At 61.7% G+C, this 12,656-nt stretch carries 11 protein-coding genes and 1 pseudogene; 4 read left to right on the forward strand and 8 right to left on the reverse strand.

Annotated elements, in window-relative coordinates:
• The first annotated feature begins 145 nt into the window (after positions 1-145).
• Positions 146-1,111: a DUF3883 domain-containing protein gene (locus OUO20_RS01880; protein WP_268002717.1), complete on the forward strand. Its 966-nt coding sequence runs from the start codon at positions 146-148 to the stop codon at positions 1,109-1,111.
• 87 nt (positions 1,112-1,198) lie between these two features.
• Here the strand turns inward: OUO20_RS01880 and OUO20_RS01885 are convergent, their stop codons facing one another.
• The 5 genes and pseudogenes from OUO20_RS01885 to OUO20_RS01905 all read right to left on the reverse strand — a co-directional run bounded on the left by OUO20_RS01885 (position 1,199) and on the right by OUO20_RS01905 (position 5,249).
• Positions 1,199-1,789, reverse strand: coding sequence for a nuclease-related domain-containing protein (locus OUO20_RS01885; RefSeq protein WP_268003489.1), 591 nt, complete (start codon positions 1,787-1,789; stop codon positions 1,199-1,201).
• Positions 1,790-2,263: 474 nt separating this feature from the next.
• Positions 2,264-2,446 (reverse strand): annotated as a pseudogene (locus OUO20_RS01890) (J domain-containing protein); the annotation flags it as partial.
• A 185-nt stretch (positions 2,447-2,631) separates the two neighbouring features.
• Positions 2,632-2,808, reverse strand: a complete 177-nt coding sequence (locus OUO20_RS01895; protein WP_268002718.1) for a hypothetical protein — start codon at positions 2,806-2,808, stop codon at positions 2,632-2,634.
• A gap of 435 nt (positions 2,809-3,243) precedes the next feature.
• Positions 3,244-4,137 (reverse strand): Ltp family lipoprotein, encoded by an 894-nt coding sequence (locus OUO20_RS01900; protein WP_268002719.1) that lies wholly within the window; start codon positions 4,135-4,137, stop codon positions 3,244-3,246.
• Positions 4,138-4,481: 344 nt separating this feature from the next.
• Positions 4,482-5,249, reverse strand: coding sequence for a FadR/GntR family transcriptional regulator (locus OUO20_RS01905; protein WP_268002720.1), 768 nt, complete (start codon positions 5,247-5,249; stop codon positions 4,482-4,484).
• Between the two features lie 298 nt (positions 5,250-5,547).
• Between OUO20_RS01905 and OUO20_RS01910 the strand changes: the two genes are divergently transcribed.
• Genes OUO20_RS01910 through OUO20_RS01920 form a run of 3 tightly spaced genes read left to right on the forward strand, consistent with a single transcriptional unit; the run spans position 5,548 to position 8,409 of the window.
• Positions 5,548-6,222, forward strand: a complete 675-nt coding sequence (locus OUO20_RS01910) for a carbon-nitrogen hydrolase family protein (protein WP_268003362.1) — start codon at positions 5,548-5,550, stop codon at positions 6,220-6,222.
• 9 nt (positions 6,223-6,231) lie between these two features.
• Complete coding sequence (locus tag OUO20_RS01915) at positions 6,232-7,581, forward strand: APC family permease (protein ID WP_268002721.1); 1,350 nt, start codon at positions 6,232-6,234, stop codon at positions 7,579-7,581.
• A 48-nt stretch (positions 7,582-7,629) separates the two neighbouring features.
• Positions 7,630-8,409, forward strand: a complete 780-nt coding sequence (locus OUO20_RS01920) for a carbon-nitrogen hydrolase family protein (RefSeq protein WP_268002722.1) — start codon at positions 7,630-7,632, stop codon at positions 8,407-8,409.
• Between the two features lie 254 nt (positions 8,410-8,663).
• On the opposite strand, the gene OUO20_RS01925 is transcribed toward OUO20_RS01920, so the two are convergent.
• The 3 genes from OUO20_RS01925 to OUO20_RS01935 form a co-directional block, all read right to left on the reverse strand.
• A complete protein-coding gene (locus OUO20_RS01925; protein WP_268002723.1) occupies positions 8,664-9,353 on the reverse strand; it encodes a hypothetical protein in 690 nt (229 codons plus the stop codon).
• A gap of 139 nt (positions 9,354-9,492) precedes the next feature.
• Entirely contained in the window at positions 9,493-10,659 is a 1,167-nt protein-coding gene (locus tag OUO20_RS01930) for a hypothetical protein (protein WP_268002724.1), read from the reverse strand.
• 312 nt (positions 10,660-10,971) lie between these two features.
• On the reverse strand, positions 10,972-12,654 hold the full coding sequence (locus OUO20_RS01935; RefSeq protein ID WP_268002725.1) for an NERD domain-containing protein: 1,683 nt from the start codon (positions 12,652-12,654) through the stop codon (positions 10,972-10,974).
• Between the last annotated feature and the right edge of the window lie 2 nt (positions 12,655-12,656).

Here is a 12,656-nt window from a genome sequence, read left to right on the forward strand (position 1 = left end):
TGGGAGCTACTCGCGGTGTTCAGTACACGCTGAGGGCGCGTCCGGCTTTGGCCGGGCGCGCTTTCGCAATGCAGGAGACCGGCGGCGTTGGCTCAGTTCTACATATGCCTAGATCCCGGAAGCACAGACCGAAAAGTTGCGGCAGTTGAATCCGGAACAGCAGGCCTTAGAGAACAGAAGGGACGCCAAAGCATGCGGAGAGGCAACCGATAGTTCCGGGACAGGCAACGTGCTGCTGGAGCGGCACGGCAGCTATTTGCGATCGTTGAGCGATACTCAGTTCATGGTTATCAACATCAGGCTCATCGACCGGCAGACGGCCGATAGCGATGATCCCCTCCCGCGTGACTGGTGGGGCTATAATCCCGAGGCAACACCTGAACAACTTTGGGATCATAATCGTGGCATCTGGTCCTTGAGTGGCAGCCGCATCGCGACCGAGCGCTGGGCGGCTCTCAATTATCAAAGCCGAGTCATTCTTGTCGCAGAACTTCAAGACCCTGGTTACGAGATACTGCCTGATAATCGCACAGGGGCTCCAAAAAAGGCGCTAATTGGCCGGGTTCTGCCTGCTGGGCATCCGGTTCACGAGGCCTTGATAGGGACGCCGGTCGAGTACCGCAGGAACCCCGTTTCTTATGATCGGGACCCTGATACCAGAGCGGCAGAAGACGCTCGTCAATCCGAATCGCGGGATGCGCCAGGTGCAGGGGGTCAAGGGCTGCAGATGGACGCGGACGTCCGCAAAGCGATTGAGAACGCCGCGCAGGATCGTCTCATGTGCTACTACCGGGAGCGGGGCTGGACGGTGACAGACACCCGGCAGAATCGTCCCTACGACGCAGTCGCTATGAGAAGCGGGGAGACTATTTATCTTGAAGCCAAAGGTACTCAGAGCAAGGGGGAAACCGTCATTGTGACCCCAAATGAGGTTGAGCACGCGCGGCAAAACCCGGGTTTGTGCATGATGGGCGTCTGGTCGGGAATCCGGTTACTGGACGGGGCGGTGGACCCTGACGAGGGCGACTTCACGATTTTTCCCTTTAATCCTGAGGAGCGGCAACTTCGTCCCCGTGCCTTCGATTGGACGCTTCCCTGGTCCGCGTCTTGAAGACAAAGGCTTTCTGAGATGACTACATCGTTGAGCGCTGCCCGTGGCCGTTCAGGTTCGAAACGGAACTGCGAAAGTGCTTAAGGCCTACAACATTGATCGGAGGAGCGCGGCCAAAGCGGGGACCTGGACCGCATGCGGCGCATCGCCCCGAACCAAGAAGGCACGGACCTCGTTGACGAGTTCCAAGGGAGTGACCAGCCTGACGGGGGCCCTGCCGGGAAGCGGAAACATGCCAGCACGCTCTACTGATGGCATCGTGAGACTCCCCGATGGCGAATGCAGCACGACCCAGCCGTCAACGGCGAACCCGGGATAAGCTGCACGAATTGCCTCGACACCTGCTCCCAACCCGAAGGCTTTAAGCTCGCGGCCGTTGCGGAAGAGCTGCTTGTTGTCCCACCAGTAGGCGCCGTCCGCCCACATTTTCGAGTCGATCAGAGCGATCCTGTTTCCCGCGATGACGGCGTGATCGAGGTCGGCGTGTTCGGACCCGGGCCAGCGGAGGCCGTTGATCAGCCGTGCGGACGGTATTCCAGAAAGGACGGAATCCGTAATCAGTCGGGCGGTGCGACGTTCGCCTTCTGCGCCGATTTCTGCCTTGTCGCCGAAGCGTCCCACGGAAAGACCGCGACCCGGAACGCCATGGACGGGGCGGCTGAGGATTTCCTCAACCAAGTAGGCACTGGCAAGGACGGTGGGCGGTGCAGGGCGTTTCCTGGTTGTCCACCACTTTGGGAGCCTGGCGATTACGAACCAGAATCCGGCAGTTAGGACGGTGATAAGAAGACAGGTCAGCCCCATGACCAACCAGTTGGGGTTTGACTGAGTAGTGCTGAAGTACCAAATGGTACTGAACAAGGGCGGGACGCTGCAGACGCTGCCGAGAACGAAGAAGACTGTACGCCAAGTGCGAGTCCAGGGCGGTGCAGGTCGTCGGATCTTCTGCGGTTCGCCCGAGGGCGGGACAAGTGGTGGCCGGTACTCGACGGCCGGGCCAGTCCATGGGGGTGGGGCGGGTGGCTGGTCCATATCCGTGAAAGTTGCTTTCGACTTCTGCTGAGAGGAATCCGGTTGGGGCGACGGTTTCTGTTGCGGCCGCTGGCCGCTGGTGCCTCCAGAATTCTTGTCCGTACCGCTGTCGTAGGCAGCTCTACGGGCCGGGTCCGAGAGGACCTCGTAGGCTTCCTGAACGAGTCGGAAGAGCCCTGTGCTACCGCCGGTGTCGGGATGTGATGTCCTGAGCCTCCGTTGGTACGCCTTTTTGATTTCGGCTGTATCCGCCGTTGATGGTACTCCAAGCACCTCGTAGTGTGTGACGGCTGCTTGTGTCATCCGCAGTGTTCCTCTCGATTCCCCTCAGGCAGCCCACCCGCGGGACTAACTTCCGTGCCGGAGCCTCAAACGCCTGCAGCAGCCAGCTGACTTTCGTCCTTCAAACGCCATTTTCATTCTTGAAGATGTCGTCGAGACGATGCGACCCTTTCGTCCACCAGGCGCGGGAGGCCGAGGAGGCGGCTTCACTTCGTTACGTGGACGACGACTGCCTTGTCGACGGCCTGTTGCGCCCCGGCGTTATCGATTCCGGTGACTGTCCAGTTGCTGAGCAGAAGGACTGTCTTGCCGGTGTCAGCGTTGTAGACGATCTTTTTGAACCCCAACGCCGACAGCTCATCGTCCAGTGCCTCTGCATTCATACCTGCAACCTGGGCAGGAATTATTGCAGTCGCTGGAGCAACAGGGGCTGGCGCTGGGGCCGCCACCACGGCAGGAGCAACAGGCTCAGCTGTTACCGTCGCAATCGCCGTCACGGTCGCAGTGGCTGTAACGGTCTCCGTAGCGGTCTGAGTCACAGTATGAGTGACCGTAGGAGCTGCCTGGGGTGACCCCGCGCAGCTCGAAAGGACCAAGCACAGGAGTGCGCCGCTGGCGAAGGTTGTGATGAGTTTCAAACTAAATGCCCCCTTGAAATGTGTTGATACATGGCATGAGCTGCCGTTGTTGGTGATCGAAATCCGGAGTCCGGAAAGGTCCCCCTGGACAGCATCCAGGGGGACAAATGCCAGCAGATGTTTTGGTTGCAAAGTCAACACGCCGACCAGCCTCATTGCCGCTGGAGCTATGACGGGCCGCTAAAGGCCTGTTGTGCTCACGCCGTATTCGGCCTGTTCTGGCGTGAAGCCGTTGTAGATCAGCTGGTCGACCAAGTCGCCACGTGAGAAGGAAGTGAATTTGAGGTAGCTTGCGGCTTTCTTGGCTGCCTGGTCGTTCCAGTTGGCGTTCACGCGATCTACAGCCCATGTTGCATCGCCAGTAGAAAACTTGTTGTACTCCAGCTGCCCGATCAGTTCGGTACGGGAGAAGGCGCTGAAGTTGAGGTAGCTCTCGGCTTTCCGCAGAGCGTTCTGCTGACTGACCGTGCCCTTCTTGGCAGCAGCTTCAGCGTCGGCGGCAGCCTTAGCAGCTGCGGCGTCAGCGGCAGCCTTCGCCTTGGCAGCAGCATCGGCTTCAGCTTTGGCCTTGGCTGCTGCATCGGCTTCAGCCTTCGCTTTCGCCGCGGCCTCAGCTTCGGCAGCTGCAACAGCAGGGTCCTTTGTGGCCTTCGGGACGGCCGCAGCGGTCTGAGCTGCAGTCGCAACCTTTTCAGTTGAAGCAGCGGGAGCAGACGAAGCGGTAGAACCCGCGCGGGCCGAGTTGACCACGATGCTCAGGAGGATAACAACGCCCGTTACGATCAAAGCTATCTTCTTGTGCTTGTCGTATCCTTCGAGCGGAAGCCCCTGCTTGTCGCGGGTCTTGTTCGCCAGCACCAGGATGAGGTCTATCAAGGCCCAGATGCCAAAGCCGCCGAAGGTGACCAGCTTCAGGATGCCGGTCCCCACCTTGCCAAGATAGAAGCGGTCGACGCCGAACACGCCCAAGAGTAGTGAGAGTAGCCAAGTCGTCAGGAACGACTTGTTGCTTACTGGCGGCTGACCATAGCCGTAGTTCTGAGGATAGGGGGCTGTGTAGGGTTGCTGGCTCATGAGAGTCCTTCCATAGGACACCTGACCGACGTGCGATGCGAAGCGTGCGGGTTTGGGTGTGATGATGGACGCGCATGGAGGAAATTCAGCGTGGAGCGCGGCCGCATAAAGCGGTACACCGATCCAACCGACAGACACAGCATCTTCGCTTCCCCCAATAGCGTCGAAGTCATTTCATTAGATCCGAGAAAACATCGACATTTTTGGTTCCTAAGTTAAAACTGCGCGAATCCTGACTATTAGTCGCGAATCTTGACTATTCCTTGATGCTTTGTGAGTCTCAGCTCAGGCGAGGGTGAAAGTTTGGGCTGCGATTGCGGAAATATACAGCGAGCAGCGCGCGGTCAGTCCAACATTTTGACTGGGGGTCCGCCCTCCGCCAGCCCCATGAACATCGTCCGGTGCAGGATGTCCACGTGCTTCCGGGCCACCTCCACCGCTTCCTCTACGCGGCCGGCACGGAGGGCTGCCACCAGAGCAATGTGGTCCTGGTTGGATTTGTGCAGCTTCTCGATCGGGTAGGGGATGAAGTAGTCGTAGAGCTCGGCGAGCGTCTCGTGATAAACCTCGACAGCGGAGTCCAGACATGACGCCGTGCCCACCAGTTGATGGAACTGCTCGTCCATCCGGTGGTAATAGGACCAATCGGTCGCCTCAGCCATTTCCCGGGTCAGCCGCTCAAGCTCGTCCAGCTGCTCGTCAGTTGCATTGACCGCCGCATAGTGCGTGACGGCGCATTCGAACAGCAGGCGCCGGTCCACCAGCCGGTTCACGGCCTGGGACTCTGCTGGCGACGCCGACAGCGACGCCAAGACATCCGTAGGCGGCGAGTCCGCCACGAACGTCCCGCCGGCCCGGCCGCGCCGCCGAACCACCACGCCCTGTTCAGCCAGGCTCGCCAGCGCTCGGCGGGCCGTGATCGGGCTGACCGAAAGACCCAACGCCACGTCCTCCTGGTCCGGCAACCGCTCGCCAGGCTTCAACAGCCCCAGCGAAATCGCCATCCCGATCCGCATCCGCACAGCGTCCATCGCACTGCGCCGCTCCATCGAGGGCATTCTGCCCGCACCAAGGCGGGCGGGTTCGGCGGTGTCCTCCAGCTGATCCGTCATATCCGCAACTTTACGGCCCACGCCAGCCCCTTCCCTTTATTGGATCATTCTGATCTAATATAACCCGGATCACACCCCACAGCGGAGAAAAACCCATGCAGCGCATCCTTCCCCTCATCGCCGCCCAGTCCCGGCCGCGGCTCATTGGCGAGCCCGTCTCGGCGTTCGCCGATGAGGTCAAAGCAGCCCTCGAAGCCCAGCAGCACAGCAAGCTGGTCGTCTTCCCCGAGCTGCACCTCTTCGGCGACCAAAACCCGGACCTGCAAAGAACCGAAATGCTCCAGGCGAGCGCCGAGCCCTGGACGGCCCACGCGTCAAAGAACTCCAACAGCTCGCCAAAGACCTCAACATCTGGCTGGTCCCCGGCAGTGTCTGCGAACGCGGCCCCCAAGGCCAGCTGTTCAACACCCAGCTGGTCCTGTCCCCCGAAGGGGAGCTCGCCGGCTACTACCGGAAGATCTTCCCCTGGCGCCCGTTCGAGCCCTACGATCCAGGCGACCGGTTCACCACCGTGGACCTGCCCGGCATCGGCAGGGTCGGCCTGAACATCTGCTACGACGCCTGGTACCCGGAGGTGTCCCGCCAGCTCGCCTGGATGGGCGCCGAGGTCATCCTCAACGTCGTCAAAACCACGACGCCGGACCGGAAACAGGAGCTCGTCCTCGCCAAGGCCAACGCCATCGTCAACCAGGTCTTCATGGTCAGCGTCAACTGCGCCGGCCCCACCGGCCAGGGCAGGAGCATCATCGTGGATCCCGAGGGCAACACCCTCACAGAAGCAACGGACGAGAAACCGCAGCTGCTCACCGCGGAACTTGACCTGGCCGCCGTCGAGCGTGTCCGCACGCACGGCACGGAGAACCTCAACCGCCCGTGGTCGCAGTTCCGCGAGGGGGAACCCGCCGTCGAACTTCCCGTCTACCAAGGCCGGATCAATCCGGCCACCTGGACACCGCCGTCCTACAAGCCCTAAGGAAACACCGTGACCACCACCCTCACCCGCACGCTGAAGCTGCCCTCGCTGGTCCTGTTCGGGCTCGCGTACCTCACTCCGATCATCGTCCTGGGGATCTTCGGCATCATTGCCGAAACCACCGGCGGCGCCGCGCCTGCCGCATACCTCGTGGCGCTCGTGGCCATGCTGTTCACCGCGCACAGCTACGGCCGGATGGCCGTCGCCCACCCCGTGGCCGGCTCCGCCTACACCTACGTCCGCCGCTCCATCGACCCCCGCGTCGGGTTCCTGGTGGGCTGGGCCGTGCTCCTCGACTACCTCTTCCTGCCCATGGTCATCTGGCTCATCGGCGGCTCCTACCTGACCGCCCAGTTCCCCGGCGTCCCCATCGGCGTCTGGGTGGTGGGCTTCATCGTGATCACCACACTGCTGAACATCCTGGGTATCAAGGTGGCGGACAAGGCCAACTACGTGCTGATGGCGTTCCAGCTGCTGGTCCTGGTGTTCTTCGTGGCGCTGGCCATCGGCAACGTGGTGTCGGCCAACGGCACCGGGGGACTGGCCAGCGGGCAGCCGTTCTTCAACGACACCGCCAGCTTCACCACCATCTCCGCCGGCGCCGCCATCGCCGCGTACTCGTTCTTGGGGTTCGACGCCGTCACCACCCTCACCGAGGAAACCATCAACCCGCGCCGCACCGTGCCGCGCGCCATCATGCTCGTGGCGCTCATCGGCGGCGGCATCTTCGTGGCCGTGTCCTACGTGACCCAGCTGGTCCACCCGGGCGGTGTGTTCGAGGACTCGGCGTCCGCGGCCAGCTCCATCGCCCTGCGGATTGGCGGGCAGCTGTTCGGTGCCGTGTTCCTGGCCGGCCTGGTGGTGGCGCAGTTCGCCTCCGGCCTCGCCGCGCAGGCCAGCGCCTCGCGCCTGCTGTACGCGATGGGCCGCGACTCGGTCCTGCCCAAGGCCGTCTTCGGCAAGCTCAGCGAGAAGTTCCACACCCCGGTGGCGAACCTGGTAATCACCGGCATCGTGGGCCTGATCGCGATCTTCCTGGACGTGGCCACATCGACGTCATTCATCAACTTTGGTGCCTTCACCGCCTTCACGCTGGTGAACGCGTCGGTGGTGTTCCACTATGTGCGCCAGCGCCGGGCCGGGCATCAGCTGAACCCGGTGTCCTACGTGGTGGTCCCGGTGATCGGCGCCATCATCTGCGCCTACCTGCTCTCCCAGCTGGACAGCAACGCCATTACGCTGGGACTGTCCTGGTTGGTGCTGGGCGTGCTGGTCCTGGCCCTGATCACCCGCGGGTTCAAGGCCTCGCCGCCGGAGATGACGGCCACGGAGAAGGCGACGGTCGAGGCGGCTGCCTGAGTTTTGGTTGGTTTGGGTCCTGCTGTTGGGCCGAGGGAAGGAACACTCGTGAAGATAGCGCTGGGGCAGCTGGAGTCGGGCGCCGACATCCGGGCCAACCTCGCCGCGATCGACCGGTTCGCCGCTCAGGCCGCGCGCAACGGTGCCGCGCTGGTCGCCTTCCCGGAGTACGCCACCTATGAGAAGAAGAAAATGGACGCGACGTTCCCGGAGGTGGCCGAGCCGCTGGACGGTCCCGTCTGCCGGGAGCTTGCCGCCATCGCCCGCCGCCACCGCATCGCGCTGGTGGCGGGCGTGGTGGAAACCTCCGAGGAGCCGGGCCGGGCGTACAACACGCTGGTGGCTTTCGGGCCCGACCGCGGCTGGCTGGCTTCCTACCGGAAGATCCACCTTTTCGACGCGCAGGGCTTTGGGGAGTCGACGTTCATCAAGCCGGGCCCGTCCACGGATCCCGTGGTGTTCGAGCACGGGGGAGTGCAGTTCGGACTGATGACCTGCTACGACCTGCGGTTCCCGGAGCTGGCCAGGTCACTGGCCGACGCCGGCGCGCATGTCCTGCTGGTCTGCTCGTCCTGGGTGCCGGGCGAGCACAAGACGGAGCAGTGGCTCGCTTTGAACGCGGCGCGGGCGATCGAGAACAGCGTGTACGTGGCGGGTGTTTGCCAGGCACCGCCGGTGTCGGTGGGCCGGAGCGTGCTGGTGGACCCGATGGGGGTTGTTGAAGCGGATCTGGGGCTGGAGCCCGGTGTTCGAGCGGTGGAGGTTTCGTTGGAGACGGTGGAGCGGGTGCGTGAGTCGTTTCCCATGTTCCGGCAGCGGCGGTTGTAGAGGCGTCGGTACTGAGATCGGCTAAAACACGGCTAAGGCAAGGCAATTCCATGTAGGCGAACTGGCCGCGACCGGCCAATGCGGAAGTGCGGCAATTGCGTGGACTTGGAGAACATTATCAGGCCGCGCAGGTCTGTGGGCTCCCGGAAGTTCTTCCCCAACCGGTCGGGAGTCCGGCATCGCCTTGGGGCACTTGCTTGCCAAGCAGGCGCTGCAGTGGGCGAGGGCTTTGCTCCAGATGGTTGGCCACAATGTCATGGCTCTCCGCGGACGTCTTCCATGGGCGTTCTGCGCCACACGTCCGCGTTCGCTGCGACAGCAGCGCTCGCGTAGTCGGTCCGGCTTCTCGTGAGGTCCATGTCCCCAACCAATGCTGCGAGAATTGCTGTATATGCTGCCCTTACGGCCTCGAGCTCGACGGCCGTAACAGAGTCATCAATCTTCCGGTCGAAATACCGATCCCACTCAGGCATCCATTGTCCCGGGAAATGTTCTCTTCGATGATAGAAACCCGTTCGCAGTTTGGCGTCATCCCCCCAACGGTTAAAGGTTTGGAAGCAAAGTTCTGTGAACGTATCGTACGCCTCGATCACTTTGCTGTTGAAGAGCGGCGCTGCCGAATACAGGGTTCGGTCGAGTTGGCGCTTTAGTGACACCACGTCAACTGGGCTCAGCTGCTTCCAGTTACCTACAAAGGTGAAGTAGCAAAAAAGATCGTTAAGCGAGGGCGCTAACTCCTGATAATAACCAAGACGAACCTTGATGAGTTCCTGATTTCGCCATTGTTGGTTCTCTAGACGTTTAAGATTACGACTTACTATCCAGCCGATTATTACAACGACGATAGGGGTTGCCACGGCACCAAAAGCGTTCAAGATCTGGAGAAACATTGAAGTAGAGTCCTGCATATCAGTAAGCTCCAAATCGCTGATAAACCTAGTCATCTAATGAAGCGGCTAGGCCGGTTCAACAGACTGCGACGAGATCTCTTCCCGTCGAGGGCCCCGCGCCAGCCGCGCTGGATGCTTCAACGTTGGCACACACAAGGCTGCAACCGTTGTGAAGCAGCAATTGGCCTCCGTCTTAGGCGGCGACTGCGGGGAATACGACAATCGATCCGTCCTTGCTTCGTTCGATTTCGATTGCAACGTCAGCTTCTTTGTGGCCCCCGTTCAAACCGGTCCCAAAATCACGCAAGCGGTAAGCAGCCTTCAGCAGGTTGTCCACCTCGCCCTGAGTAACCATGATGTTTAGAAAACCGCCTCCACGCTTTAGTTCTAGCCCGGACAACCGGGAAAGAACGGAGTTGATGCCCGATTCCAATTCATTCACACGGCGCTCGTCCTCCCGAAGTGCGCCGATGAAGCTCCTGAAAGGGTTCTCCGCGTCTTGTTGAGCGTGTTCGACGGCCTGGAGAACCAGCACCCGGCGTTTAAGCGCAATAGCAAGCCGTGCAATTTCGAGATGGGCTCGAAACGCTCCGCCCTCTGCATTGATGCCGGGAAATGACTTTGTCAGCTGATCCAGCTCAACCGGCTGTCCGTCAGGCAGCGCGGCAAGCGCCTCCTGCCATTTGCTAAGTCTCCGCTCTGTTGCGTGCATGGCCACGCTAATTGCGTAGGAAGAGGAATCCAGGCCCAAGGAAGCGCCTACCCTACCCCTGTCGAGAAGGACCGAGGTTGCTTTATCGATGGCGTCACGGCAAGCGCCGAGCTCACTGCGTTCCTGCTCGAGCTTGTCGTCGTGGAGCTGTTCTAGTAGGTCGGTAATCCGCTCAATCGCTTGCTGTCGCTGATGTTCAGCGTGGGCGCTTACGCCCACTGCAACTGCCATCAGTACGAGGGGCGCAGCAACGGTCAGCGCTCCCGCGCTAACGACCGCGACACCAGCGGTTGCCGCGGATCCCGTGGCTGCCCCCGCGACCGCTGCCTGGCCGGCGACCGGAACAAAAGTGGCCTGTGCTGCAATGCCGCTCGACGTGCGAAGAGCGCTGTGGATGCCTCCCGCCACCGCCTTCGAAGTCATGGGCTGCACGAGTCCGCTTCCTACCTGAGCGGCAACCTTTGCCGGCACTACCATCCTGTAAAGAACCTCACCGCTGGCTTCGATGTTCAGCTTTGAGGGGGCAGTTTTTGCTGTCTGGGAGACGAGCTGGGCTAGCTGTTGCGCGAGGGGACTGGCCGATCCCAGTGGAATAGCACCCTTTCGATCACGTGGCGTGATTATGGGATGTGCCTCAAGTGTGGCCACGGGTGCATCAGCAAGTGCTGCGAGGACGGTCCGTAGTTCCGCGAGTCGAGGCGGAGTCATCTCTCCCTCGCCCAGGACGTTCGTCACGCTGACCCGCTCCGTAGAGAGCGCCCACACTGGCACGAGGTCCTGATTATCACCGGTCACGCTTTGTCCCCTCAGAGAATGAATGTCTTTACTAGCGATGGTAGCTACTGCAACACGGAGATCAGGATGCATATCCCGTACCGATGGCCGTGTCCTGTTGTTGATTCGAAGCCACCCTGGCCGTCTGTGTGACGTCCAGGACAGGAATGCGCTTGGGCGCCGTCACTAGCCACCGTTCAGCACCGGCTGCCAAGCCTGGGCGCGGGACAGCGCGAGCTTTAGTTCACGCCCGCCGACCTGCTCCAGCAGCCCGGACTCACCGACGACCACCAGCAGGCTCCGCGCCCGGGACAACCCGACATACAGCTGTTCCCGGGCACGGCCCATGTGCTTGAACCCGTTGACGCATAGGACAACCACGGACCGCTCCAGGCCCTTGAACCCCAGCACATGGCCGTAGAACTCACCTTCATTGGCATGGAAGTCCCGCCAGTACTCCTCCGTGGCGCCGCGTTCGAAGTAGTCCAAATGAATGGGGTGGCGGTCTTTGGTGGTGAGGAGTGCGATTTGGTTGTTCGCCCAGCCTTCTTCAATCAGCGCCTCGACACAGTCTGCGGCGACGTCAAGCGAATCCTCGGTCGGGCAGTCCACGAAACGAACGGGCAGGCCGGTGCTGCCCCTCGGTGTGAAATATTCGCCCGCAAACGGTTTGAAGATCTCGGCGATCTTCCGGGTGTTGCGGAGATTGTCGTCAATGTGGATGGGTACCAGGGTGGCCATCGCGCCTTGGGCGAGATCTGCCGTCGCTCCTCCCCAGCGCTGGTAGACGTCCTGCCGGTCATCCATAAAGGCGTAAACGCCCGCGCCGATGTCGGTGGTGCAGGCGAGAAGCGCGTCCCACCAGAGGGGCGCGAAGTCCTGCGCTTCGTCGACGACGACAGCGTCCAGCCGCTCGTTCGGCGCCATTCCGGACGCCAACTCCTTCAGGAGGCGAGGCATCTCGACGTCGAAATACTCCTGCCCTGAACCATCTGGAACGCCGAGCCCGCGCACGTATTCATGGAACTCACCCGTGAACACCGGCTTGGCCTGGCGCCACGCGGCCACGCGGTCCTGGAGGTATTGCCCCAAGCCTTTGTTGTAGCAGAAGAGGCCTACGCGTTTTCCCTGCTTGCTCAGCAGCTTGGCCTTCTCGACGGCAAGCCAGGTCTTCCCGCTGCCCGCACCACCAGTGAAGCGGATACGGGGGAGCGATCGGGTGGCCTGTAGCAGCACGGACTGGCGTTCGGTGAGGTGGTCCTGCGCTGCCTCATCCTCCTGCGAGGTGGTCGAAGGTACGACGGCGGCGTCCAGGTTGCCGCCCAGCTTGCGGCCGATGCGTTCCAGGAAAGCCGGGGCAAGTGCCGCGGCACCGCCGCCCTCGTTTTCGATGGCCTGGCGGACGAGCTCGGCAGGGGACTTGCTGTCGGTTTGGTCGAGGATGAGCGGCCTGGGACAGCCGGCCATGGTCCAGTTCCGCGGCACATCCGTATAGGGAAGGCTGACCATGTACGCGCAGCGGCTGCTTACACGCGTACCGAGCTGGTCCGCAAGCCAGTTTTTGAGCGCGTGCAGCGAGCTCTGGGACTGCGCCACGGGGCTTTGAATCTTTCGCCTTTGGCTTCGGTCCGACTGGTACCACTGCCCATCCGTGATGCTGACCTGGCCGCCCTTGACCTCGATCGCGGCTATGCCGACGTTCGGCCAGAGGACGAGCAGGTCAATCTCGTACTCCGTGCGGCCATCGCGGACGTGGACCGAGTGGGCTAGGACGCAGTCGTCGGGGAGGGTGTTCTGTAAAGCGGTCCACACGGCCTTCTCGGCGTGGTGTCCATCACCGAAGTCGGGTTCCTCTGGAATGCACCTCATTG

The sequence above is a fragment of the Arthrobacter sp. FX8 genome (assembly GCF_026723805.1).
GTDB lineage: Bacteria > Actinomycetota > Actinomycetes > Actinomycetales > Micrococcaceae > Arthrobacter.

Coding starts and splice junctions, on each gene's coding strand:
- OUO20_RS01895 (WP_268002718.1), bottom strand. CDS start 2,808: ATGAATGCAGAGGCACTGGACGATGAGCTGTCGGCGTTGGGGTTCAAA.
- OUO20_RS01900 (WP_268002719.1), bottom strand. CDS start 4,137: ATGAGCCAGCAACCCTACACAGCCCCCTATCCTCAGAACTACGGCTAT.
- OUO20_RS01905 (WP_268002720.1), bottom strand. CDS start 5,249: ATGACGGATCAGCTGGAGGACACCGCCGAACCCGCCCGCCTTGGTGCG.
- OUO20_RS01925 (WP_268002723.1), bottom strand. CDS start 9,353: ATGACTAGGTTTATCAGCGATTTGGAGCTTACTGATATGCAGGACTCT.
- OUO20_RS01935 (WP_268002725.1), bottom strand. CDS start 12,654: ATGAGGTGCATTCCAGAGGAACCCGACTTCGGTGATGGACACCACGCC.